Here is a 26,208-nt window from a genome sequence, read left to right on the forward strand (position 1 = left end):
CATTTCAAATGGAAAACATTATTAATTATTTTTCATCCATTCCTTCGTCTCATCGTGCTTTAATTCTAGCAGGCGGAATTACTTTTTTTTGGTTAATAGAATCAATTGTTCCGTTTATAAAATTCAAATATGACAAGTGGCAACATGCTGGAATTAATATATTTTTTACACTTACTACTATAATTGTCAATTTCAGCTTGGCATTACTTCTATTAAAAGCTGCTAGTTGGACAACTGATGCTCATTTTGGAATTCTGAATTGGTTGCCAGAAATGAATATTTGGCTTTATGCAATTTTTGGCTTGCTACTTTTAGATTTGATTGGAGCATATTTGGTTCATTTAATCGAACATAAAGTTAAGTTCCTATGGCGATTTCATTTGATTCACCATACCGATACTTGGATTGATACTACTTCAGCTAATCGTCATCATCCAGGTGAAAGTGTTTTGCGTTTTATTTTTACTACTCTAGGTGTTTTGATTGTTGGTGCACCAATGTGGATGGTATTTTTATATCAAACCTTATCTGTAGTTGCAACTCAATTCAATCATGCTAATATTATTTTACCAAAAAAGTTAGATGTTTTCCTGAGTTATTTTATAGTTTCACCTGATATGCATAAAGTTCATCACCATTATGTTTTACCTTATACAGACAGTAATTATGGTAATATTTTTTCTGTTTGGGATAGATTATTCGGCACTTTTATGACATTGGACAGAGAAAAATTAAAATATGGCGTTGATACTCACATGAAACCAGAAGAAAATAATAGGCTATCAAATTTATTATTAATTCCATTTCAGAAATATAGAAATTCAACAAATTCCGAGTAAAAAAAATACTTTAGGATTTTTTCAACTAATTAATTTTTTTCTTAATATTGAATTATTATTCAACCATTAAAATATAAATCGCTTTTACAGAAATGAAAAAAAGTAGACGTGTAGAATTGGACAACGAACAAATAGAAAGAGTTGTCAGTATGGCTCAAGAGGAAAGAAAGCCTTATGAAGTAATTAAAGAAGAGTTCGGTTTGTCTGAAAATGAGGTTACCGAAATAATGAGAAAACGCTTGCCGAAAGACAAGTTTGAAGCTTGGAAAAGAAAAGCACAAGGCAGCAAACCAAAACCGAAACCACTTACTAATGATTTTGATGATGACGATTTAGACAGCAAATATTATATTAAAAATAAATTCGATTAAAAATTTAACTCTTGTTCAACAAGAGTTTTTTTATTTATTAACGATTTTTGTTTCATGCAAGACAAAGTTTTTAGCGAAATTCAAATCGATAGAATAATTGAAATGGCTTGGGAAGACAGAACTCCTTTTGAAGCCATAACGTTTCAATTTGGAATTTCTGAGCAAGAAATTATTGCTATGATGCGCCGTGAAATGAAATCTTCAAGTTTCAAATTGTGGCGTAAACGAGTTCAAGGTAGAACTACAAAACATACTAAACTTCGAATTGATGGCATCAACCGATTTAAATGCAATCTGCAAAGACAAATCACACACAATAAAATTTCAAAGCGATAAATTTTTAGTTAATCCTTTCTTAAAATCTATTTCAGTTGTAACTAATAATTACATTTGTCTACTTATTATTAAAATTTTAAATAATGAAAAAACTTTTTATAACTGCTTTATTAGTAGTTGTTAATTGGAATACAATTGTTTTCGCACAAAATAAAACGACAGCATCAGTTGTAAAAGCAACTATTGATTTAAATACAATTGAAGATGATAGAGTTAAAGTGATTATGTCGCCAACAAAAATCAACAAAGATGAAGTTGTTTTTCAAATCCCAAAAACAGTTCCAGGAACTTATTCAGCCGATAATTATGGCAAATATATTGACGAACTAAAAGCTTTTGATTCAAACAAAAAAGAGTTGAAAGTTGAAAAAACAGACGAAAACACATGGAAAATAAGCAATGCTAAAACATTATCTCAAATTGTTTATTTTGTAAATGATACTTATGATACTGAAACGGGTAGAGGTTTTGGTAAAGAAGAAGTGTTTTCTCCTGCGGGTTCAAATATTTTAAAAGGGAAAAATTTTATGCTGAATAACCACTGTTTTATTGGTTATTTTGATGGAAATCCTGATGTAAAATATAGCGTAACAATAAATCATCCTGCAGACTTGGTTGGAACAACTTCTTTAACTGATGCAGATAAAAGTAACACCGTTGATGTATTTAATGTTGACCGCTATTTTGATTTGACTGATAATCCAATTATGTATTGTAAACCTAATTTTGAAACGTTTACTGTAGATGGAATGGAGATTTTATTTAGTGTTTATTCTCCAAACGGAGTTCATACTGCTAAATCACTTTTGCCAGATTTAGAAAAAATGATGCGTGCTCAAAAAGCTTTTTTAGGTTCAATCAATGACAATAAAAAGTATACAGTTTTATTATACCTTTCAGAATCGAATAAACGCGATGCAAAAGGATTTGGTGCTTTAGAACATCACACTTGTACAACAGTTGTTTTTCCTGAAGCTATGCCAAGTGATATGTTAGGAAAACAAATTATTGACGTGGTTTCCCATGAGTTTTTTCATATTGTAACGCCATTAAGTATTCATTCAAAAGAAATTCAATATTTTGATTACAATGATCCTAAAATGTCTAAACATTTATGGATGTATGAAGGTGTAACTGAATATTTTGCTAATTTATTCCAAATCAATCAAGGATTAATTGATGAAGACGAGTTTTATCAAAGAATGTTGGGTAAAATAAGTAATGCTTCAAGAATGAATGATACAATGTCTTTTACTGAAATGAGTCAAAATGTTTTGGTAAAACCATATAAAGACCAATATTTAAATGTTTACGAAAAAGGCGCTTTGATTGGAATGTGTATTGATGTTATTATCCGTGAAAAAAGTAATGGCGAAAGAGGAATTCTTGATTTGATGAAAAAATTATCAAAAGAATATGGTGTTAGTAAACCATTTAATGATGATGAACTTTTTGCCAAAATTACATCGCTTACTTATCCTGAAGTTGGAGCGTTTTTAAATACTCATGTAGCAGGAACAACACCAATAAATTATGATGATTATTTTGAAAAAATGGGAGTTGGAAAAGGAAAATCTAGCGTTCCAGCCAATCCATTTTTAAAAGACCAAACACCATATATTACGGTAAATCCATCGACTAAAGAAATTGCATTAGTTTCAAACATGGAGTTGAATGACTTTTTCAAAAACCTGAACATGAAAGCTGGCGATATTATTTTGGCGATAAACAATGTAGATTATAATCTTGATAATATTTATGATATGGTTATGGAAAGCCAAAATTGGAATCAAGGTGATGCTATTTCAATCAAAATGAAACGTGATGGAAATGTAGAAACTATTAATGGAAAAGTGAAACTAACCATGGAAGAAGTTGAAACTTATAAATTATTAGATGAGTCTAAACAAAAATTAAATAATGCTTGGTTAAAAGGTTAATCAGCTTCATTATTAAATCTAAAATCCTCAATTAGGAATTCCTGATTGAGGATTTTTTTTAGTACTATTGCACAAAATTTATTAAAATGCGCAAATTAATTTTATCACTACTATTAGTAATTTCAATTGTTTCTTGTAAAAAAGAAGAGCAATCTACTAAAAACTTTGTCTTGACTGGAAATATTAAAGGTTTGAAAGAAGGTAAACTTTATATTCAAAGAGTTAATGATACACTTTTGGTGCCAATTGATTCAATAATAATTAGTGGTGATTCTAATTTTAAAAGCGAATTTGATTTAGAATCTGCTGAAATGCTGTATTTATTTCTAGATCGTGGAGTTACTAATTCATTGGACAATAACATTCCTTTTTTTGCTGAACCTGGAAAAATGAATATTGAAACTTCATTAGATTTTTTCACTTCAGATGCCAAAATTACTGGTTCAAAAAATCAAGAACTTTATGAAGAATATAAAAAAGTTGTCTCTCGTTATGTTGACAGAGATTTAGATTTAATCACTAAGAGATTTGAAGCTTACAAAAGAAAAGACAATGCTGAAATAGCTAAAATTCAAGAAGAGCAAGATGCATTAAAGAAAAGAAAGTACTTGTATTCGGTTAATTTTGCTAAAAATAATCCTGATGCTGAAATTTCACCTTATATAGCATTAGCAGAGATTTCAGATATTAAATTTAAATATCTTGATACCATCAAAAAATATATGTCACCAAGAGTTTCTAAAACGTTATACGGTAAAAAATTTATGGAATATTACGCTGAGCGTCAAAAAATAGAGAAATAATAATAGTTTCATTTTTTTACCTTTTTAAATAACTTACATTTGTTTTTCATCATAGACAATGAAAGACATTCTACTCATAACGCCACCTTTTACACAACTTAATACGCCATATCCAGCAACGGCTTATTTAAAAGGTTTTCTAAATACTAAATCTATTGATTCATTTCAAATGGATTTAGGAATTGAGGTTATATTAGAATTATTTTCGAGAAATGGATTAGAAAATTTATTTAAAACCTCAAATTTTAGGTTCGATTCAAGCTCTGAAAACTCCCAAAGAATTTTTTCTTTGCATGAAGATTATATCAATACAATTGATGCTTCCATTGCATTTCTTCAAGGAAAAACACCATCATTGGCAAGACAAATTTGCAGCAGAAATTTTCTTCCTGAAGCTTCAAGATTTGACCAATTAGACGATATGGAATGGGCATTTGGCTCTATGGGAATGCAAGACAAAGCCAAACATTTTACAACGTTGTATATTGAAGATTTATCCGATTTTATAGTTGAAAATGTTGATGAAAATTTTGGATTTAGTCGTTATGCGGAGCGTTTAGGTAGAAGCGCCAATTCTTTTGATGAATTGTATGCTAAACTTACTGCCAAACCTACTTTCATAGACCATATTACTTTAAAGATATTAAAGAATAGGGTAGAAGATATCCAACCTAAATTAGTGTTGATTTCAGTTCCTTTTCCAGGTAATTTATACAGTGCTTTTCGCAGCGCAAAATGGATTAAAGAAAATTATCCTGAGATAAAAATTGCAATGGGCGGAGGTTTTCCAAATACCGAATTAAGAGATTTGAAAGATGAAAGAGTTTTCGATTTTTTTGATTTCATTACATTAGATGATGGCGAACTTCCTGTAGAGTTATTATTTGAAAATGTTAATAATTTAAGTTTAAATGAATTTAAAAGAACATTTTTGTTGGAAGACAACCTAGTAATTTATAAAAATAATTCTCAAAGAAAAGACTATAAACAAAGCGAAGTTGGAACGCCTGATTATTCAGATTTGTTATTGGATAAATATATTTCAGTAATTGAAATTGCAAATCCAATGCACAGTCTTTGGAGTGATGGACGATGGAACAAACTCACCATGGCGCATGGATGTTATTGGGGAAAATGTACGTTTTGTGATATTTCGTTAGATTATATAAAATTATATGAACCGATTGCTGCCAAAATTTTGGTGGATAGAATGGAAGAATTAATTTTTCAAACTGGAGAAAATGGATTTCATTTTGTGGACGAAGCTGCGCCACCAGCTTTAATGCGAGAAGTTGCATTAGAAATTTTGCGTCGAAAATTAATAGTTACTTGGTGGACAAATATTCGTTTTGAAAAAAGTTTCACTCGCGATTTATGTATTTTACTAAAAGAATCCGGTTGTATAGCCGTTTCTGGCGGATTGGAAGTTGCTTCGGATAGATTATTAGAATTAATAAAAAAAGGAGTAACCGTTGAACAAGTTGCACAAGTTACAAGAAACTTTACCGAAAGCGGCATCATGGTTCATGCTTACTTGATGTATGGTTATCCGACGCAAACCGTTCAGGAAACTATAGATAGTTTAGAAATGGTGCGACAGATGTTTGAAGTTGGTGTTTTGCAAAGTGGTTTTTGGCATCAATTTGCAATGACAGCTCATAGTCCAGTTGGTATGTTTCCAGAAGAATTTGGAGTTATTCCACAAGTCAATGAAATAACTTTTGCTCACAATGACATTGATTTCAAAGATAAAACAGGTATAAATCACGATAAGTTTTCTTTTGGATTAAAGAAATCACTCTTTAATTATATGCATGGAATTTGTTTTGAATATGATTTACAAGATTGGTTTGATTTTAAAATTCCAAGAACGAAAATAGAAGCTGATTTCATTGTTTCGTGTCTTGAAAAAGAAGATAGTTTGGCTGTTAAACCTACTGCAAAGATTTTATGGATTGGAGGAAAACCAATTTTAGAGCATTTTATTAAATCCAAAAAAGGAAATTCTTGGGAAATGGCCAAAATGATTTTTCACGATAAGACGGAAGTAATTGAAATTGTTTTGGAAAAAGATAGAGCGTTTTGGTTGATGAACACTCTAGAAAAAATCTCTATCAACAATTCTTCTATGCTGACTTTTTCACAATTGAAACAAGATTTCGAACAAGATTTTGACGATTTTGAATTGTTTTGGTTTTCAAAACCGATTCAAAAATTAAGTGAAAAGAATTTATTGGTTTTCTAATTCTTCTTTGTTTTCTTTTTTATTCTTTTTCTTTTTATCATTATTGCCTTTTTGTTTTTCTTTTAGCTTAGCAAATGTTTCTTTTTGTTTAGCATTCAATAAACCTTCAATTTGAGAATCCATTTTGTCATAAGAAGTTTTCAACTTATCCATTTTATCAGAATCTGCAATATCCAAGGTTAAAATATATTCTTTTTCTTTTAAATTTTCTTCAAGGAATGTTTTAACAGCTGCTTCCTGAAAGGTATCAAGATTTAGTTCTTTTTTTAAATAATCTAATGGAACTTGAATTGGATCAACTTTCTCTTGTCTTTTTCCAGTACTCATATTAGGTGTTCTTCCAATTCTTCTGTCCATTTGTGAAAAGGAAAACATTGATAGTGATAAAAATAAAATTAAAAGTATTTTTTTCATAACATTAGTTATTTTCAGGTTCGCCATATAAGTCAAATTCTGTAGCGTCAGTAATTTTAATATTAGTAAAATCACCAGTTTTTAAATAAAATTTTGAAGCATCGATCAACACTTCGTTATCAACATCTGGACTGTCAAATTCGGTTCTTCCCACAAAATATTGACCTTCTTTTCTATCGATAATACATCTAAAAGTTTGTCCTATTTTTTCTTGATTTAAATCCCAAGAAATTTGCGATTGGATATCCATAATTTCCATAGCACGAGCTTGTTTTACTTCTTCAGGAACATCGTCTTCCAATAAATAGGCGTGTGTATTTTCTTCATGAGAATAGGCAAAACAACCCAATCTTTCGAATTTCATTTCTTGTACCCAATTTTTCAAAATTTCAAAATCTTCTTCTGTTTCACCCGGATAACCAACAATTAATGTTGTTCTAATTGCCATTTCAGGTACTGCAGCACGGAAATCTTTTAAAAGTTGAGTAGTTTTAGCATAAGTTGTTCCTCTGCGCATTGACTTTAGAATATTATCTGAAATATGCTGTAAAGGAATGTCTATGTAATTACAAATTTTTGGTTCTCTTTTCATTAATTCCAAAACATCCATTGGGAATCCAGTAGGAAATGCATAATGCAAACGAATCCACTCAATTCCTTCCACTTTTACTAAGTTTTCAAGTAATTCAGCTAAATTTCTTTTTTTGTATAAATCTAAACCGTAATAAGTTAAATCTTGAGCTATAAGAATTAATTCTTTTACTCCGTTTTTGGCTAAACCTTCCGCTTCTTTTACTAATTTTTCTATTGGTTGAGAAACATGTTTTCCTCTCATTAAAGGAATTGCGCAAAAACTACAAGGTCTGTCGCAACCTTCGGCAATCTTTAAGTATGCATAATTTTTAGGAGTTGTTGTAATTCGTTCTCCAAGTAATTCATGCTTATAATCTGCACCAAGTGCTTTTAATAATAAAGGTAATTCGGTAGTTCCGAAATATTGGTCAACATTTGGAATTTCTTTCTCTAAATCTGGTCTGTATCTTTCAGATAAACAGCCAGTAACAAATACTTTATCAACAATTCCTTTTTCTTTTTTATCTGCATATTCAAGAATTGTATTTACTGACTCCGCTTTTGCATTATCAATAAATCCACAAGTATTAATTACAACTATATTTCCTTCTTGCTCATGAACTACATCTTTTCCGCTAGCTTTTAATTGTCCCATCAACACTTCGCTATCATAAGTGTTTTTTGAACAACCAAGAGTTATGACATTTATTTTATTTTTCTTTAAAGATTTTGTTCTCATTTCATTTAAATTGGAGTGCAAAATTACACTATTTATTTCTATTTCTTAAAAAATAAAACCATTCCAATAATGGAATGGTTTGCTTTTAAATTGTATTATTTGATTAAAAATTAATGGAATAGGTAAATGTAACCGTATTATTTTTTTTGTTTATTCTTGCTGCATCATATATTCCTGAAGATAAAAGTGTTTGATTCATGTTTCTGTATTCGTGAGCATAAGCCAAATCAATTCTATTTTCACCAAAAGTATAACCAATACCACCTGAATATCCTGTTAAATCTCCAAAGGCTTCATCAACTTTATATGGGCTTTCATCAAAACGATATCCTGCACGAATAGAAAATTGTTTGATTTTATATTCACCACCAAGCCTAACTTCAATTGCATTATCTAAGTTTGAACTCATGTTAGAGTTTAGGCTAATATAAGGTTGTTGATTTTTTGGCTTAAATCTAGTAGTTGAATAATCTTTCATTGAGACATCAGCACTTAAAAGACCTTTTTTTCCAAAAATATAGGCTAAACTTCCAGTCCATTTATTAGGTGTTTGAATTTTATAAGGTAAATATTCTTGTGTGTCTTGATATGAAAATGGTGTTGAATTATTATCTTGATTATTAAGACTTGTAGTTGCAACACCTTGTGTTAATTGGTCAGTTAATCGGAACCATGTTGGTGATTCATATGAAAGACCTAATCTTATACTTTCAACTGGACTATAAATTGCGCCTAAATTAAAAGAAAATCCATTACCAAAAGTATCAAGTTGATTTTCGAAAATAATTTCTGCAATTGTTGAACCAGTTTCATATTCAGGATTATTATTGCTTTCGTAAACAGTAAAGTATTTTTGTATGTCTACAATATGGAAGTTTAGATTAACTCCCAAAAATAATTTGTTTTTATAAGCTGTAGCAAAATTAGCGGTTAACTTTCCGTTATATCCACTAGAATTTATATAATTCTCTTGATAAAAATTTCCTCCATTTGGAATATTTGTGTAATAATCAGTGTTGTTTGCACTATTTGTTACTGATTCAAAAATATAAGTATCATAACCAAGATATGCTTGCTGTTCGTTGAAGTATAATTGGTTGAAATTATAATCAGTCAATATGTTTAGTGGAATTCCTTGAGCAAAATTCAAAAAATAATTTCCAATAGAATTATAAGGATTTGTTCCAGCAGAAAAAAGAGTGTTATTGAAATTATTAGTATTTTCAAAATTTACAGCTAGAGAGAATTTTTGCCAATCATTCTCAGGATTTTTATCCTCAAAAACAAAAACAGCACCAGCTTGATTTATGTCTAAAGTATTATCATTTTCAATTGTTTTTGTGCCAAAATAATTTGATTTATTTCTAACATTGAAACTTGATAATGAAATTGAAGCAAAATTATTTGTAAAAAATACTGAACCAGCAGGATTTTGATTTAATGAAGATAGATCACCTCCAACGGCACCAAATGCTCCGCTCATAGCTCTGTATCTTGCAGTTCCGGTAATATTGTCAACAGCTAATCTTAAAGCATCATCAACAGTTGTTTCTTGGGCTTTTATTGAAAATATAGTCAGACCAAAAAACAAAAAGGAATATATTTTTTTCATAGTTTTTTAATAAAGTTGGAATAACAATTATCTTCTTCCTCCAGATGAACGTCCTCCACCAGATGAACCACCAGATGATCTTCCTCCGCCAGAACTACCTGACGAGTATGAACGAGTTCCGCTATAATTGCTAGAGCTTGGTGATGAATAGGAACGAGTAGGTGTAGTAGTGCTTGAATTTGGATTTGTTCTAACACTATTGTTTCTAGTTCCTGAACTATACGGATTAGAAGTTGTTGAAGAGTTTCCTCTTGTTCCTGAATAATTATTTGATCTTACACTATTATTTCTTGTTGTAGAGAAAGAATTTCCTCGTGTTGAGCTTCTTGAATTTCCAAACGCAGTATTTCTTGTTCCGTTTATAACGCTATAGTTATTTCTTCCAGCTCTATTTCCGTTATAATAGTAATTGTTTCCTCTTCTACCACCATTCCAATTGGTGTAATATCCATTATAGCCCCAATATGGACTGTAATAAAAATTGTTATAGCCCCAATAATTTCCGTACCAACCATTCCATCCCCATCCTGGTCCGTACCAACTATTCCAACCCCAACCCCAACTTGGTCCATACCAACTATTCCATCCAAATCCCCAATTCCAATTATTGTAACCCCAATAGTTTCCATACCAATAGTTATTCCAATATCCATAACCCCAGTTGTTGTCGTAAACATTTACTACAACAGTTTGAGGATTATTGCCCCAACTTGAATAACTTTCATTGTATTCTGAATTACTTTTTGTTTTTGTAGAATCACTCATTGAGTTATATCGTTCTACATCTAAAAAAATTTCATTGTCATCTTGATTTAACGAGCTAAAATACTCTTGATATTCATTGCTTTTGGCTTTCGAGCTGTTTTCAGTATTGTTGTTTTTAGAATAAACACCATCATTATCATAATAGGATGCATTTTGATAAGATCCACATGAAGTAAGTAATAGCATTACACATCCAATTAAGTAAAAACTGGATGTTTTTTTTGTTGATAGGAGAATAGTTTTCATAATCGATAGCTTTTTTTATTGTTGGACTATACAAAAATAGTTAGTTTTGCTGAATAATTTAGTTAAAAAAAAATAAACAATATTTGTGCCAAAATATTCAATATGAGCAAGAATCTAACAAAAAGAGAAGAAGATTATTCAAAATGGTATAATGAACTAGTAGTTAAAGCTGATTTAGCTGAAAATTCAGGTGTTCGTGGTTGCATGGTAATTAAACCCTATGGATACGCAATTTGGGAAAAAATGCAAGCAGAATTGGATAAAATGTTTAAAGAAACAGGTCATAGTAATGCCTATTTTCCTCTTTTTGTTCCTAAAAGCATGTTTGAAGCAGAAGAAAAGAACGCAGAAGGTTTTGCTAAAGAATGTGCTATTGTTACTCATTATAGATTAAAAAATGATGAGGATAAACCTGGAAGGCTAATGGTAGATCCAAATGCAAAATTGGAAGAAGAATTAATTGTTAGACCAACCAGTGAAGCCATTATTTGGAGTACTTATAAAAATTGGATTCAATCTTATAGAGATTTACCATTATTGATAAATCAATGGGCTAATGTTGTTCGGTGGGAAATGAGAACAAGATTGTTTTTGAGAACAGCTGAGTTTTTATGGCAAGAAGGTCATACAGCTCATGCTACAAAAAATGAAGCCCTAGAAGAAACAATTCAAATGATGAATGTTTATGCAGATTTTGCAGAACGTTTTATGGCAATTCCGGTGATAAAAGGTGTAAAGTCAGAAAATGAACGATTTGCTGGAGCAGAAGAAACATATTGTATAGAAGCTTTAATGCAAGATGGAAAAGCTTTACAAGCTGGAACATCTCATTTTTTAGGACAAAATTTTGCTAAAGCATTTGATGTTAAGTTTGCCAATCAAGAGGGGAAACAAGATTATGTTTGGGGTACATCTTGGGGAGTTTCTACCAGATTAATGGGCGCTTTAGTGATGACGCACTCTGATGATAACGGATTAGTTTTACCTCCAAATTTAGCACCAATTCAAGTAGTTATTGTTCCAATATTTAAAACAGATGAAGAGTTTGACGCAATTTCAGAAGTGGCTAATGAATTAGTATCACAATTTAGAAGAGCAAATGTTTCTGTAAAATTTGATAATAGAACAACTCATAAACCTGGTTTTAAATTTGCTGAATGGGAATTAAAAGGTGTTCCTATTCGAATTGCTGTAGGACCAAAAGATTTAGAAAATGGAACTTTTGAGATAGCTAGAAGAGATACTCTAACAAAAGAAGTTAAAGCGAAAGAAGGAATAGTAAATTATATAACAGAATTGCTTGATATTATTCAAAAAGAATTATTTGAAAAAGCACTTAATTATAGAAATAATCATATTACGGAAGTAAATTCTTTTGAAGAGTTTAAAAATGTTTTAGAAAATAAAACAGGTTTTGTTTCTGCACATTGGGATGGAACAGGTGAAACGGAAGAAAAAATTAAAGAAGTAACCAAAGCAACTATACGTTGTATTCCTTTGGATAGAAAATTTGAGAATGGAAATTGTGTTTTTTCAGGAAAGGAATCCGTTGGAAGAGTGTTGTTTGCAAAAGCGTATTAAAATATTTTAAAAAAAAATTATCTTTACTCTTGCGAAAATAAAAAATAGTTGTATTTTTGCATCCGCATTGAGAAAGATGGCCCGTTCGTCTATCGGTTAGGACGCCAGGTTTTCATCCTGGTAAGAGGGGTTCGATTCCCCTACGGGCTACAAATTTACATAATAGAAAAAAGAAAAAATGGCAAATCATAAGTCAGCTTTAAAAAGAATCAGAAGTAACGAGAAGAAAAGAGTGTTAAATAGATATCAACACAAAACAACTCGTAATGCTATTAAGGCATTAAGAATGGCAACTGATAAATCAGATGCAGCTGCTAAGTTGTCTGCTGTAATTTCTATGATTGATAAATTAGCTAAGAAAAATGTTATTCATGATAACAAAGCAGCTAACTTAAAATCTAAATTAACTAAGCACGTAGCTAAACTTTAATACAAAGTTTTTATAGATATTAAAAAGCACTCAAATTGAGTGCTTTTTTTTATAGTTTTAATTGATTCAAAATTTCTTTAGTGATTGGTTTTGATATAAAATCAATTACCATTGGATAACTTTTTGATTTTTCAACATCACTTGGATCAATAGTAGAAGACAATACGATGAACTTTGTTTCGGGGTACAATAAATTAAATTCCAAATCCAAATAACTGTCTAATAATTCCCAGCCATTCATTATGGGCATGTTTAAATCTAGCAATACTAATTCGGGTGGATTAGTATTATTGTTTTTTATTTCTTTAAAATAATTAATTGCTTCTTCACCGTTTTTTGCCGTTTCAATTTCTTTCGTATAGTTAACTCTTTCAATTACTTTTTTACAGAGCATTAAAGTAATTAGATCATCGTCTACACATAAAACTTTATTTAACATTTACTTGTTTTTAAATTTTATTATAAAAGTTGTTCCTTTATCAACTTCGCTTTCTACACTAATGGTTCCATCCATAGCTTCAATTTGAGATTTTACTAAATATAACCCTAAACCTTTGCTGTCTGGAAGATTATGGAATCTTTGATACAATCCAAAAATTTTATTTTTGTTTCTCTCCATATCAATACCAATTCCATTATCTGAAAAAACAATTACTATTTCATCATCTTCAATTTTTGAACTTACCGTTATTTTTAATTGACGTTTTGAAGATTTATATTTTAAAGAATTGGTCATTAAATTCAAAAAAATACTTTCCAGATATGATTTATTGCTGTTTAAAACATAAGTTTCTTCTAAATCAATTTTAAGTATAGGTTTGTGATTATTTATTAAAAAACTCAATTGATTAAATACACTTTCAAAAACATCCTTTATTAATATTTTCTCTTTTTTTATTGATGGATTATCTTTTATGATTATGACTTTTACTAAATCGTTTATTGTTTCATTTAACATATAAGTTGAATTAGCAAAACCATCAATTATTTCTTTTAAATCTTCATTTTCAATTGGAATATCTTCTATAAGATTTAAAAGTCCTGTTAGATTAGATAAAGGTGCTCTTAAATTATGAGAAGTTATATAGGAGAACTGTTTTAAATCATTATTATTTTTTGTTAACTCTTTAATTAGCTGTTCTCTTTCTTTTATTTTCTCTTTTTCAATAGTGATATCTCTTTGTATTGAAATCCAGTGAGAATGTTTTCCTTCTTTGTCGTTAACAGGAATCATGGAAAGACTAATCCAAAAATTACTTCCATCTTTTTTATAACAAATAGTTTCAATAGAACACTCACGATATTCTTTAATGGAATTAATCAACAAATCAAGTTGTATTAAATCTGAATTTTTGCCAAAGAGAATGCTAAAATCATTTGAAATTAATTCTTCAGATTCATAACCTGTAATATCAGTAAACGCTGGATTTACATACCAAATTTTCGGAAATTGAGATTCATTTAACTCGATGTTGGTAATAACTATTGCGACCTTTGTATTGGTGATTACTGTTTCTAATAATCTTAGTCTTTGTTCTTCCTCTTTTTCTTTTGATACATCTTGAATTGCACCAATCATTCTGATGATTTTTCCATCTTTATCTTTTAAAAGAAAACCTCTATCAATTACATGTTTATAAGTTCCGTCGGCGCACCTGAACCTGTATTCATCTTGCCATCTGTCTTTAACAAAATCTAAAAACGAATAAAGTCTGACTGACATCTTTAAACTGTCTTCCGGATGAATTCTTTCAAACCACCATTTAGAAGATTTTTCAATTTCTTTTTTATTATATCCAAAAACACCTTGAATTCCTTTATTCCAAATCATGATATCATCTTCAATATGCCAATCCCAAATAGTATCGCTAGTGGCTTTGGCAACAATATCATATCTTTCTTTTGCTTCAATAATGTCTTTGTTAATATCAACTAGATTTTGATATTCTTTTTTGTTTTTGATTTTATTTAAATTGGTTAAATAAGCAAATGTAGAAACGGCAATAATTATCAGGATGCAGTTGCTTATAAGTAAAGAAGTTAAATTGATTGAGTTAGGTTCTAAATTCATTAGGAAATAAATTCCTAACGCACTGAAAGTTAGAATCAATAAAAAAATAAAAGAAAATTTGCTCGGATTACTTTTCATTATTCCAAATATATAAATAAATTAAAATTTGTATCTATTATTACCCAAAAACTTATCAATGAAATTCTATTTTTTTCATAATGCTTTTTGTTGATTTATTTCAAAAATAAAAGTGTACCTTTGCACCTTCAAAAAAAAACTCATGGAATCTATTAGAAACATTGCAATTATCGCTCACGTTGACCACGGTAAAACTACATTGGTTGATAAAATTATGTACCATTGTCAATTATTTCGCGAAAATGAAAATACTGGCGATTTAATTCTGGACAACAACGATTTAGAGCGTGAAAGAGGAATTACCATTACTTCAAAGAATGTTTCTGTAGTATATAAAGGAACAAAAATCAACATTATTGATACTCCAGGTCACGCGGATTTTGGTGGAGAAGTAGAACGTGTATTGAACATGGCAGATGGTGTTTGTTTGTTGGTTGATGCCTTTGAAGGACCAATGCCTCAAACGCGTTTTGTACTACAAAAAGCAATTGATTTAGGTTTAAAACCATGTGTAGTTATTAACAAAGTTGATAAAGAAAACTGTACGCCTGAAGAAGTTCATGAGAAAGTTTTTGATTTGATGTTTGAATTAGGTGCTGAAGAATGGCAATTGGATTTCCCAACGGTTTATGGTTCAGCTAAGAATAACTGGATGTCGGATCATTGGGAAAATGTTACTGAAAACATTGAGCCATTATTAGACATGGTTGTAGAACATGTTCCTGCTCCAAAAGTATCGGAAGGTACGCCACAGATGTTGATTACTTCTTTAGATTTCTCTTCATTTACTGGACGTATTGCGATTGGTCGTTTGGAAAGAGGTGTTTTAAAAGAAGGAATGCCGATTTCTTTGGTAAAAAGAGATGGAAAAGTTATCAAATCTAGAATAAAAGAGCTTCATACTTTTGAAGGTTTAGGAAGAAAAAAAGTAACAGAAGTTGTTGCCGGTGATATTTGTGCAATCGTTGGTGTTGAAGGTTTTGAAATTGGTGATACAATTGCTGATTTTGAAAATCCAGAAGCATTACAAACTATTGCTATTGATGAACCAACGATGAGTATGTTGTTTACAATCAACGATTCGCCTTTCTTTGGAAAAGAAGGAAAGTTTGTGACTTCAAGACATATTAAAGACAGATTAACAAAAGAATTAGAGAAAAACTTAGCTTTGAGAGTTAGTGAAACTGATTCTGCTGATAAGTTTATGGTTTTTGGTCGTGGCGTTCTTCACTTATCGGTTTTGATTGAAACCATGAGACGTGAAGGATATGAATTGCAAATTGGTCAGCCGCAAGTAATCATTAAAGAAATTGATGGTGTAAAATGTGAACCAATTGAGGAGTTGACTATTGATTTACCAGAGAATGTTTCGGGTAGAGCTGTAGAGTTTGTTTCTGTTCGTAAAGGTGAAATGCTTTCGATGGAAGGAAAAGGTGAGCGAATGATTATCAAGTTTAATATTCCTTCTCGTGGAATTATTGGATTGAGAAATCAATTGTTGACTGCTACTGCTGGTGAGGCAATCATGGCGCACCGTTTTATTGGTTATGAACCATTTAAAGGAGAAATTTCGGGACGTATTAATGGTTCTTTGATATCAATGGAGAATGGAAAAGCAATTCCTTATTCAATTAACAAACTACAAGATAGAGGTAAATTCTTTGTTGACCCGAATGAAGATATTTATGAAGGACAAGTTGTCGGAGAAAATTCTCGTGGTGATGATATGACGGTTAATATTACTAAAACGAAACAGTTAACGAACTTCCGTTCGGCTGGTGCTGATGAGAAGAATAAAATTGTTCCTGCGATTAAGTTTACTTTGGAAGAAGCTTTGGAATATATTCAAAAAGATGAGTATGTTGAGGTTACTCCAAAAAACATTCGTTTGAGAAAAATTTATTTGAATGAAAACGACAGAAAACGTTTTAAGATGTAATGGTTTACTAATGAACTATAAAAGAAACCCTTTCAGTGATGAAAGGGTTTTTTGTTTTATGGGAATTATTGAAATGTCAACAAAAATAAGGTTTCCGTCGATTGAAAATTAGTTTCCGCACTTATCAATTAAGATTCCTACGGAATGACAATAGGTAGATTATCTTATTAAAGCAAAGTGTCCACGGAATAATTCTTTGCCAGCGTTTGTGATGGTAAACCAATAGTCATCGGCTAACATTAGTTTTCCGTTGTAGTTTCCGTCCCAACCGATGGTTGAGCCGCTGAATTGTTTGAGTAATTTTCCGTAGCGGTCGAAGATTGAGATTGTGGCTTGATTTAAACCTCTTTTAGAAAGGTTTTTTATGTACCAAGTTTCATTGTAACCATCACCATTTGGAGTAAAGAATTTTGGGATTAGGAGTAAATAGAATTTTTTGGTAGCAATTCCACAACCGTTTTTGTCTCGAACGAAAGCGGTATATTCTAATCCATTCAGGTTGGTGAAAAAAGGTAAGGTTTGGTAGTTGATTCCATCAATGGAATACTCGTAATCACCATTACCGGAAGCTATAATTTCTGCAGAATTATTATCGTTGAAGTCGTTGATAGTAATGTTATCAATTGTTGCAATTTCGGAACCAACAACGGTGAACGTTTTTACTTTGGAACAACCTTGAACATTAGTAATGGTAACGGAATATGTTCCTGGAGTTGTGACCTGTATTGACGAAGTGGTTTGGCCTGTATCCCAAAGATAGGATGGATAACCGCTGTTGGCAGTTAGTGTAATTTGGTTGTTGCTGCAAATTCCAACGGTTTGGTCAAGAATGGTGTCATTGAATACTTGAATGTTTATAGTAACGGGAAAGGCTGGATAGCAATTATTGTTTAGAATTTTTGCATAAATGGTTTGCTGGTAAGGCGTAGTTAGTGTAAAGGAATTTGGCAAAGCTGTTGTGCTTGTTGGACTACTATAATAATTGACCTGAAAATTTGAAGGCAAATTAGTGAACAATGCAGGTGTGATGTTGCTTAGTGTAACGGCACTGATTCCGTCTTGATTGGAATCGGTATCACAGAATGAAAATGAGGTTTGATTGGTTTGAAGTACGGGAGAAAAATCTAAATCGATGTCAGTTTCTAAAGTACAGGTTGGTGAAAAAGTTATAACCACTGAATAGTTTCCGTTTTGAGAAGCATTATACGGTGGACTGAAGGCCAAAGTGCTTCCGGTTTGACTTGGAATTGGATTTCCGTTGAATTTCCACTGGTAGGTTTGTGCACCAACAGAAGTTGCATCTAAGGTTAATGATTCGTTACTGCAAACTGGATTTTGATTAGCAATGGTTCTGTCATCGCCTAAATTAACACCCAAATTGAAACTTCCCCCTTTTAAGAAAATGGCGGAATCATAACGATAGTTGCCTTGGTCGGCGATAACCAATTTGATGTGATAGGTTGTGCCAGGAATAACGGTAGATCTTGCTGTTAAAGCTTTTGTTTGTCCGTTGTAGTTTGTTGGATGTTGCGGACTATTGAATGCATCAAAGTACTCAGGATTTGCTGGTGGACAAATGGTTCCCGGACCGCGAACAGTATTTACTTTTACAGGAATATTTGTATTTGGTATAACTGCTAAATTAGTATAGCTACTACTGCTGGCTTCGCGCAATAAAAAGGCAAAACCGTCGGTATAACCGCATTGATTGGCGCTTGGATTTGCGAGATACTGTTCTGAGGAAAAAATGTATTCAAAGCTGATTTGATTTCCTAAAGGAACAAAATCGAATTCTAAGACAGTTGCATTGTAGGTGTTGTTGATATTTAATGCTTGATTTAAATCGTTGTCACCTGTCCAACTTGGATCGCTACCATCATCAGAAAGCGAAGTATTTGGACCGATACCGCTAACAATTTTTCCTGTGCTGAGCATTACACCTTCCTGAAAGGGAAAAGTTGAACCATTGGCATTAAAGTAACCATAGCTTTTTTCACCCGTTGGGAAAAAACCTCCTGAAACGGAAACATTAGAAACAGATGCGCAACCTGAATTTATTAATACGTCTTCGATTAATTGTAATGGGGTTCTGCTTTCATCAGTACTGATGTATTGCGCAGAAGCAGAGCCAAAAAACAGTAGAAAGAAGATGTATATTCTTTTTAAAAGCATTGATTTTTTATTTAAACCCAGCGGGATGCAAAATTAGTGCTTTTATCTCTTTAAACTGAAATGTCCTCTAGCATTTCTTCCATCTTGAAACTGAATATTGTACCAATAATCATCTGCAGGCATTAAGTGACCGTTATAAGTTCCGTCCCAACCTGAACTTGTAGCACTGATTTGCTTGATTAATTTTCCGTATCGGTCAAAAATATAGATGATTGATTGGGCATTTGAAGAGGTTATACCTCTAACATTCCAAGTATCGTTAAATCCATCGCCATTTGGTGTAAAATATTGCGGAATACCTAAAACAGCAATTGGTAACGGTCCAAGAACACCACAACCATTAACATCGCGGATATAAACTTCATGCAATCCCATTGGCACATTGGTGAAAAAGTTGGAATCTCTATATGGTCCAATGATATCATCCAAGGCATATTCATAATTTCCGGAACCCGTTACATTAATTAAAACGGTGTTGATTTGAGTTAAATCGCTAATTTGAATGGATTCTAGTGTTGCAATTTCCGAGCCGATTACTTCAATAACTCTGGTTTTTGTACAATTAAAACCATTGGTTACTTCTACGCTATATGTTCCTGGTGTATTTAAAGTAAGGGTTGGATTGTTTTGTCCAGCTAGTGCGTTACCGTTTAAATACCATTGGAAAGTGTAGCTACTAGTTGGAGTTCCATCTAAAATTCCAGCATCTAAAGTGGTTTGTGTTGAAGGTAGACAAATAAGCACTTCTTCTTGTAAATCAATTTTAGGTGTTGGATTTATTATGAAAGGAATGTCAATTGTTGCGGTACAACTTGTGTTTATTAAATTGGTAACTACGGCACGGATTATTCTTGTGCTAGTTTTGAATGTGGCTGGAAATGGACTAACTATTGGATTTCCGTTGAAATCTAATAATGGGTTGTCATTAGTGTCAAAATAAGCGATTGAAAAATTGCTTAATGTTTGTCCGTTAAGAATTTCAGTCTCTAAATTTGTAGTGTCAAAAACCAGAATTCCATCCTGGTCTAATGGATCGGCTTCATCATCACAAGATTGCGTAACCACGGTTGTTGGCATATTTGCTTCTGGTAAATCGTCTACAATAAATTGAATTTGAACTTCATCATAACAAGGCTGACCATTAGTTTGTGTGGTATTATTACGAACTCTGGCAGTTATTGTTTCATTCACATTAACAAACAATGGATTTGGTAGTGATGCAGTTTGTGAACCATTTCCTCTAATATAAAGCATGTTCACATTGGTTTGTCCGTTAAGAATTGTAGCTTCAATTCCAGTGGTATCGAATCCATAAATTCCGTCTTGATTATCGTCGCAATGGCGAATTAAATTTTGAGGATTTACATCGTTGGCAACTGGAAGTGCTTCAACGTTGACGGTAAATGTTTTAAATCCAAAACAAGAGTTATCAACGGTGCTATCAGCGCGAACCCAAATGGTTTGCTGGTTTGGATAGCCTATGTTTCTGTAAGTTGCAATATTTTGAATTGCCAATGAGTTTCCATTGATGTCGGTTTCGGCTAGAAAATCAGCTTGATTTTTGTAAAATGAAACTGTTACATTGTTTGGTAAAATTGCCAAAAGACTTGCTTTTATTGCAGTAAAATCAAATGGTCCTGAAATTCCATCTCTATCATCATTAACGGCATCAAGATAATCATCGCATAAATATTTATCCTGAATAACGAAACTTGCTGGAATTTGCGTAACCGAAACAATCAAGTTTATTTGGACAACTCTAAAGCAACCATTGCTGTTTTGAACTCTAGCGAATACACTAGCAGTACCCGAAGTATATGCAATTGGATTGCTAATTTGAAATGCTGCATTTTGAGTATTAGCCGCCGCTAATGTTGTATAATATGTAAATGTTTCATTCAAATAATTTGTTGAGATAAAATCATTTTTTTGAGTTAGGTTAAATACTGAAATTCCATCAGTATCATCATCACATTGTTTTAAATCGATTGGAGTCGTAATTACAGGTAACGCATAAGTTGTTAAAATAACTGGTGAAGAATATAGTCCACAAGAGTTTCCAGTTCTGTTTAAGAAAACGCGATACTGATGATTTGGTGATGCCGGAGTAACATTGGAAACAGTTAATGTATTGGTTGTTACTCCTGAGTTGTTGGCATTGTTGGCTAAATTTGTCCAAGTAGTTCCACCATCAGTAGAAATTTGCCATTGATAGCTTGTTACTGTAGTTGGGTTAACAGTAAATGTTGCTGTTTGTAATTCACAAACTTGGATGCTTTGAGGTTGGTCTATAATTGAAATTGGAGCGCCAATGGTATAATTTGCATTAGGAATTCCATAACCACTACTGTTTAAAACAGTACCGTTATTATTTATTATTGTTGGAGAATCATTACCTACTATTCCATCATTGTTTGGGTCTGCAAAACCTGCTTCAAATACATCGTAGCAACCATCATCATCACTATCAATTTCAATATAATTGAATATTCCATCGGCATCTGTATCTGCAATTGAATAGTTTATGGTTCCGCTATCAGGCGAAGTTTCTAGTGCATTGTCTAATCCATTACTTCCAACATTTGCTACTGTAATCCCATTAGTATTAGAACCATTTCCAGGACTTCCAGATTCAATAATGTCAAAAATTCCATCGTTGTCACTATCTAAATCTAAATAATTTGGATAAGTATCATTGTCTGAGTCTGCAGGTGTTATACCATTTCCAAAAACATCATCAATTCCATCTTGATTGGCGTCATTTCCTGATAATGCAACTACAGTTTGTCCTTGAGATTCAACCCAGTCAGGAATTGTATCGTTATCGCTATCATAATCATATTGATCAGGAACACCGTCATTGTCTGAATCTTTGTGAACACAAGTTGCAGTAATATGTAAAGCAACTCTACTAAGGTCAGTGTCTGTTAGGTTAATGTTTGTTACTTTTAAGGTAGAAATTAAATTTCCTCTAATCGAAAATGTTCCTGTACCCGATGCTAACGGAACATTACTATTCAAACGAAATCTTATTTCGAAAGAAGAAAATTGGGTTACACCGCTTTCAAAAATGCCATCAAAATTTGTGTCAATTAGTATTTGATCATCTGGATTTATTACAGTTAAAGTTCTGTTGACGGGACAAGTTATTCTTACCTCAGTTGAAGATGTTAATAAATCATTTGTTGAGGCAGTTGTTGCATATTCAACGGATAAACTCAAAGGATTATTAAATGCAAGTGAATAACTAACGTCGTTATCCTTACCAATTACGGCTTCTGTTGTGAAATTACCATTTACATCACCTACAAATGGAGTAGCAGAAGGCGTTCCTGTTCCTGCAAATGCTAAACTTGTAACATAAGTGTTGGTATAGCTATTGACATTGATGAACCCAACAGGATTGTTGGTTAAATTTAAATTTTGATTACCGAATGACTCATCACAGTTTGTGATTCCATCATTATCATTATCAAGGTCAAGATTATTATTTATTCCATCATTATCAGTATCATCGGGACAAATACTAACAGGAATATTATCGGATTCTTTTGGAGTTCCACATCCAGCAATTGTTGCCGAAACTTTGTAATAACCTGGCACAGATGGCGTATAGGAACCATTTGTTGCGCCACTAATTGGATTGTCGTTAAAATACCATTGAAAAGTATTAAATGGACTAAGTGTATTAACTGCTAAAACGGAATTTGGAATACAATTGGGAGCAGAAAGATCAAGTCGGTTGAATGATATTTCGGGATTAAAAGTAAATCCAGAGTAATAACCACCAAAAGTGGCTGCGCCATCACTACCGTAAGCTGCTAAATATAATTCACCAGTGGAAAAAGCAGATACATTGCCAGTAATACCAACCAATATATAGCATTCATAATTTGTGTTTCCAGTAACTGCAATTGGTCCTTGAACATTAACTCCAATAGAACTTAAAGTTGCTAAAGTGTAGGGAGAACCATTTACGATAAAATCTAAAGTTGAACCAACTTGAGTTGTTAGTGTTACTCTACCAGTAAATGTTCTATTTCCAATTCTTTGAATTAAAGGAATGTTGCTGATTACTTTTGGTGTTTGACAACTTAGTGGCGGAACGAAAAACATTTCCTGATTAGCTTGACCGGTAAATGTGTTATCACCAATACTTTGATAAGCAAAAACATTTTTTGCAAGCAATGGATTTAATGCATCAGCTGTGCGAACGTATAAATTTCCATCGGGACTAAAATCTGAACCAATCAATCCAACATATTGTCCTGCATTAAGAGTATAACTTGGAGTTGTATTTCCATTTATAAAAATACCTGTATTATCTTCGTTTGCAACTAATAAAACTCTTTCAACATTATTCTGACCTGTATTTTTTAAAAAAATATATTCATTACCAATTCTTGAGGCTCCAACAATTTGATCAAAGCCTAAATCTAAATTTCCTAATTCTCCATTTGTTCCGCCAATTGAACCACAATTGACAACTATTGGTTTATCTGAAGTTACTAAAGAACCAATCAAAGCATCTTTGTTAAAAACATTTGGACCTTGAACTGCCACAGCATAACTTTCTCCACTGTTTAATATTACACTAAATGGAGCATTTCCAAATGAACTGTTTATTGGTGTAGCACCAGTTTTGATATCGCTAAAATTGACTATAGTATTATTTTCAGTTGCAAGAACAGTAATGAATGTATGATGTATAGTACTGTAATTTGCCATCAAAGTGTTTAAAAATCCCCCAATTCTAAATTCAGTTCCTAGTGAAGCTAAACCTTTTGAAACTAAAGCACCAGCTTGATTGCCGTCGCTGGTATCAACTCTCACAGATACATATACAACATCATCAGCTTCAACAATATAACCTTTATTGGTTTGAATCGAATTAATTTCAGATTGACTTATAAACAGTTGTCCATTTGTTCCATTGTTTGTATTGTAAACAAATGGTGAATCTCTTGAAACGGTAGCATTTATGGTATTTCCACTAATTTCTTTTAATTGTACATTTATTGGTATAATACTTGGAGTTGAAATATAAATATATTTATTACCAATATTGATTGAGTTAGAATTTGATAGTGGTGGAATATAATGGGTTTTACTAAATTGAGCATTGGAAGTCACACCAATGTACATCATAATTAGCAAATAAAGTAACTTCTTTTTCATTTGCTAAAATTAACAAATAAAAAGAAAACTTAAATCAGAAATTTTTCTATTTAAGTTTTCTTTAAGAAATGATTGATGAATGTATTATAAATCTCTTTTTTTGATAAGTAAGTATGAACAAAAAATAAATATTGTTGTCCATGCAAAAACTATCAGAATAGATGTTAGATGAACGTCATAATCTTTGATATTGTTCTCGCCAATGGTTTCTTGAATGTTTTTGATTACAGACAATCGTGAAAAAGGTTCAACAATTAAGTTACTCATAGATTCAAGTGGAAAAAATTGAGTGATTTGACCTGCTGTTTTGCTTTTTGGAAAAATATCGTAGGTAAGTAATAATCTTGTGATGGTTTCGCCAATAAACCAAACAAATAAAAATCCTATGGCAAAAGCTGAACGTTTTATCAAAACACCTAAAAACAAGCAAAAAGAAAAGAAACCTACAAGTTTTACAAAGTATGCCAGTAAATAGTCTAAATCAGAAAAAACAATTCCAAATTCATCATAAGAAGAGAAACTGTAACCTAAAATTAAAGACATTATAAAAACAAAGAATGTAGAAACAAAAGCAAAGAATAAGACAGTAATGAACTTTGAAAGAACGAATTCTTTTTTACTCATTCCATCTATTAGGTTTTGTTTTAAAGTGCCATAACTATATTCATTTGCCATCATTGAAACAATAATAATTGCTAAAAAAACTTTTAATAAAGAAGCTATGTAAGTATTAAAATGCCAAATAAAAGGGAAATTAAAAATTCCCATTTCAGCAAAATGCAGTTTGAAATTTCCTAAATCAAATTTGATTGATGCTATCAAAGCGATAAAAGAAAGAATCACAAAATAACTAATAGTCAGTATTTTACTTGAGCGATTTTTCCAAATTTTTTGAAGTTCTATAGAAAGAAGTCTTTTCATGATTTGATTAATTGTTATTTGTTAATTCTAAAAATTGTTCTTCTAAACTCGATTTTCTTTTCACCAAATGACTGAGATAGATATTTTGTTGAATCAAAAACTTATTAAGATTTGATGCTTCAACTTCTTGATTGAAATGAACAATTACTTTACCATCATTTTCAGAAATTTTTTCAACTGAGAAGTTATTTTTAATCAAATCAATTAATCTATCATTTGAATTTGATTGTAATTCAAAATAACCACCTTTAGTAGTCATTTCGTCAACTTTTCCATTGTATAAAATTTTTCCAAAACGCAAAACCAAAACATGACTGCATACTTTTTCGACTTCATCTAATAAATGTGATGCTAATAGTATAGTCGTTCCTTGAGATGCAATTAATCGAATAATATCTCTAATTTGAATAATTCCTTGTGGATCTAAACCATTGGTTGGTTCATCAAGAATTAAAATTTCTGGGTCATTTAGTAATGCAGAAGCAATTGCTAAACGTTGTTTCATTCCTAGCGAATAGGTTTTGAATTTACTGTTTTTTCTGTCTGTAAGCCCAACAATTTCCAGCTTTTCTTCAATTTTAGAATAGTTTATACCTTTAATTTTACAAACCAATTCTAGATTTTCTTTGGCTGTCATGTAGGGATAAAAATTAGGTCTTTCTATGATTGCACCAACTTTTTTTAATGCTTCATGAGTTTCTTGTGTTCCGCCAAACCATGAATATTCTCCCGAAGTTTTATTGACAACATTTAAAACAATACCAAGCGTAGTTGATTTACCAGAACCATTTGGTCCCAATATTCCATAAACATTTCCTTTTTGAATTTCGAGTGAAACGTCATTTACGGCATGAACTTTCCCATACCTTTTGTGAAGATTTTTGATTGAAAGAATAGGTGTTTCCAAGAGTAGTGGTTTAAAGGTTTATTTGTAGGACGAATGAAACCTTTAAAT

Annotated in this window: 19 protein-coding genes and 1 tRNA gene; 10 read left to right on the plus strand and 10 right to left on the minus strand. The window is 31.6% G+C overall.

The features are described 5' to 3' along the window. Positions 1–8: 8 nt before the first annotated feature. The 6 genes from RN605_RS13515 to RN605_RS13540 all read left to right on the plus strand — a co-directional run bounded on the left by RN605_RS13515 (position 9) and on the right by RN605_RS13540 (position 6,534). Positions 9–839, plus strand: a complete 831-nt coding sequence (locus tag RN605_RS13515; RefSeq protein ID WP_313325602.1) for a sterol desaturase family protein — start codon at positions 9–11, stop codon at positions 837–839. A gap of 92 nt (positions 840–931) precedes the next feature. Continuing rightward, the gene (locus RN605_RS13520) at positions 932–1,210 is read left to right on the plus strand and encodes a DUF2805 domain-containing protein (protein ID WP_313325603.1); all 279 of its coding nucleotides are present in this window, start codon (positions 932–934) and stop codon (positions 1,208–1,210) included. Positions 1,211–1,264: 54 nt separating this feature from the next. After that, complete coding sequence (locus RN605_RS13525) at positions 1,265–1,546, plus strand: TIGR03643 family protein (RefSeq protein WP_313325604.1); 282 nt, start codon at positions 1,265–1,267, stop codon at positions 1,544–1,546. A gap of 83 nt (positions 1,547–1,629) precedes the next feature. Then, a complete protein-coding gene (locus RN605_RS13530) occupies positions 1,630–3,486 on the plus strand; it encodes a M61 family metallopeptidase (protein ID WP_313325605.1) in 1,857 nt (618 codons plus the stop codon). An 86-nt stretch (positions 3,487–3,572) separates the two neighbouring features. Further along, on the plus strand, positions 3,573–4,289 hold the full coding sequence (locus tag RN605_RS13535; RefSeq protein WP_313325606.1) for a DUF4369 domain-containing protein: 717 nt from the start codon (positions 3,573–3,575) through the stop codon (positions 4,287–4,289). A 58-nt stretch (positions 4,290–4,347) separates the two neighbouring features. Further along, the gene (locus tag RN605_RS13540; RefSeq protein WP_313325607.1) at positions 4,348–6,534 is read left to right on the plus strand and encodes a B12-binding domain-containing radical SAM protein; all 2,187 of its coding nucleotides are present in this window, start codon (positions 4,348–4,350) and stop codon (positions 6,532–6,534) included. On the opposite strand, the gene RN605_RS13545 is transcribed toward RN605_RS13540, so the two are convergent. The 4 genes from RN605_RS13545 to RN605_RS13560 form a co-directional block, all read right to left on the minus strand. Next, entirely contained in the window at positions 6,520–6,948 is a 429-nt protein-coding gene (locus RN605_RS13545) for a hypothetical protein (protein WP_313325610.1), read from the minus strand. The two genes, RN605_RS13540 and RN605_RS13545, sit on opposite strands and share 15 nt — an antisense overlap. A 4-nt stretch (positions 6,949–6,952) precedes the next feature. Further along, positions 6,953–8,260 carry a 30S ribosomal protein S12 methylthiotransferase RimO gene (gene rimO / locus RN605_RS13550; RefSeq protein ID WP_313325612.1) on the minus strand — a complete coding sequence of 436 codons (1,308 nt, stop codon included), beginning with the start codon at positions 8,258–8,260 and terminating at the stop codon, positions 6,953–6,955. Positions 8,261–8,363: 103 nt separating this feature from the next. Then, entirely contained in the window at positions 8,364–9,872 is a 1,509-nt protein-coding gene (locus RN605_RS13555) for an OmpP1/FadL family transporter (RefSeq protein ID WP_313325614.1), read from the minus strand. Between the two features lie 27 nt (positions 9,873–9,899). Continuing rightward, the gene (locus tag RN605_RS13560; RefSeq protein WP_313325615.1) at positions 9,900–10,883 is read right to left on the minus strand and encodes a hypothetical protein; all 984 of its coding nucleotides are present in this window, start codon (positions 10,881–10,883) and stop codon (positions 9,900–9,902) included. A 102-nt stretch (positions 10,884–10,985) separates the two neighbouring features. On the opposite strand from RN605_RS13560, the gene proS reads away from it, so the two are divergent. The 3 genes from proS to rpsT all read left to right on the plus strand — a co-directional run bounded on the left by proS (position 10,986) and on the right by rpsT (position 12,894). Further along, a complete protein-coding gene (gene proS / locus RN605_RS13565; protein ID WP_313325616.1) occupies positions 10,986–12,464 on the plus strand; it encodes a proline--tRNA ligase in 1,479 nt (492 codons plus the stop codon). A 78-nt stretch (positions 12,465–12,542) separates the two neighbouring features. After that, positions 12,543–12,614: transfer RNA gene (locus RN605_RS13570), tRNA-Glu, on the plus strand. A gap of 28 nt (positions 12,615–12,642) precedes the next feature. Next, positions 12,643–12,894 (plus strand): 30S ribosomal protein S20, encoded by a 252-nt coding sequence (rpsT, locus tag RN605_RS13575; protein WP_313325617.1) that lies wholly within the window; start codon positions 12,643–12,645, stop codon positions 12,892–12,894. A 49-nt stretch (positions 12,895–12,943) separates the two neighbouring features. On the opposite strand, the gene RN605_RS13580 is transcribed toward rpsT, so the two are convergent. Next, positions 12,944–13,333, minus strand: coding sequence for a response regulator (locus tag RN605_RS13580; RefSeq protein ID WP_313325618.1), 390 nt, complete (start codon positions 13,331–13,333; stop codon positions 12,944–12,946). After that, a complete protein-coding gene (locus RN605_RS13585) occupies positions 13,334–14,965 on the minus strand; it encodes a PAS domain-containing protein (protein WP_313325620.1) in 1,632 nt (543 codons plus the stop codon). A 220-nt stretch (positions 14,966–15,185) separates the two neighbouring features. On the opposite strand from RN605_RS13585, the gene typA reads away from it, so the two are divergent. Continuing rightward, positions 15,186–16,982: a translational GTPase TypA gene (gene typA / locus RN605_RS13590; protein ID WP_313325621.1), complete on the plus strand. Its 1,797-nt coding sequence runs from the start codon at positions 15,186–15,188 to the stop codon at positions 16,980–16,982. 159 nt (positions 16,983–17,141) lie between these two features. On the opposite strand, the gene RN605_RS13595 is transcribed toward typA, so the two are convergent. From RN605_RS13595 to RN605_RS13610, 4 genes are all read right to left on the minus strand, one after another. Continuing rightward, a complete protein-coding gene (locus RN605_RS13595; protein ID WP_313325623.1) occupies positions 17,142–19,154 on the minus strand; it encodes a T9SS type B sorting domain-containing protein in 2,013 nt (670 codons plus the stop codon). A gap of 42 nt (positions 19,155–19,196) precedes the next feature. Beyond that, positions 19,197–24,332: a T9SS type B sorting domain-containing protein gene (locus tag RN605_RS13600; RefSeq protein WP_313325624.1), complete on the minus strand. Its 5,136-nt coding sequence runs from the start codon at positions 24,330–24,332 to the stop codon at positions 19,197–19,199. Between the two features lie 84 nt (positions 24,333–24,416). Next, positions 24,417–25,253: an ABC transporter permease gene (locus RN605_RS13605; RefSeq protein WP_313325626.1), complete on the minus strand. Its 837-nt coding sequence runs from the start codon at positions 25,251–25,253 to the stop codon at positions 24,417–24,419. Between the two features lie 7 nt (positions 25,254–25,260). After that, complete coding sequence (locus tag RN605_RS13610) at positions 25,261–26,160, minus strand: ABC transporter ATP-binding protein (protein ID WP_313325627.1); 900 nt, start codon at positions 26,158–26,160, stop codon at positions 25,261–25,263. Positions 26,161–26,208: the final 48 nt, after the last annotated feature.

Origin of the sequence: Flavobacterium sp. PMTSA4 (assembly GCF_032098525.1) — a bacterium.
Classification (GTDB): domain Bacteria; phylum Bacteroidota; class Bacteroidia; order Flavobacteriales; family Flavobacteriaceae; genus Flavobacterium; species Flavobacterium capsici.